The sequence below is a fragment of the Chryseobacterium sp. CH21 genome (genome assembly GCF_004119445.1).
GTDB lineage: Bacteria > Bacteroidota > Bacteroidia > Flavobacteriales > Weeksellaceae > Chryseobacterium.
The window spans coordinates 1-274 of sequence record NZ_QICI01000081.1 but is presented as its reverse complement, the minus strand read 5'-3'; the positions used below and the strand labels follow the sequence as shown (position 1 = coordinate 274).

General features: G+C 32.5%; 1 protein-coding gene. It reads right to left on the bottom strand.

Going from position 1 to position 274, the window contains the following annotated elements:
• A partial coding sequence (locus BOQ62_RS16865; protein ID WP_164976775.1) for a transposase occupies positions 1-274 on the bottom strand: 274 nt, incomplete at both ends.

Below are 274 nucleotides of genomic sequence, written 5' to 3'. Positions count from 1 at the left end.
TCTTATCATAAATTGGTCACATAGCTGAGAGAATAATGTTTCAATTCTTTTTCTGTGCTTTTTAAATAAGCAAAACTGTGGTTTGTAGTCTTTTTGGTTTATTCTTTTCGGAGTTTCCAAGGTAATATTAGCATAATTAAACAAATCTACCTGTGCCTCTGATGAGAGATACCCTTTATCACCAAGCAAGATACAATCAGACAACTGTTCTTTAATGTCCTTCAAAAAGTGAATATCATGAATAGATGCCGGACTTAGGTCTATACTTTGAAAA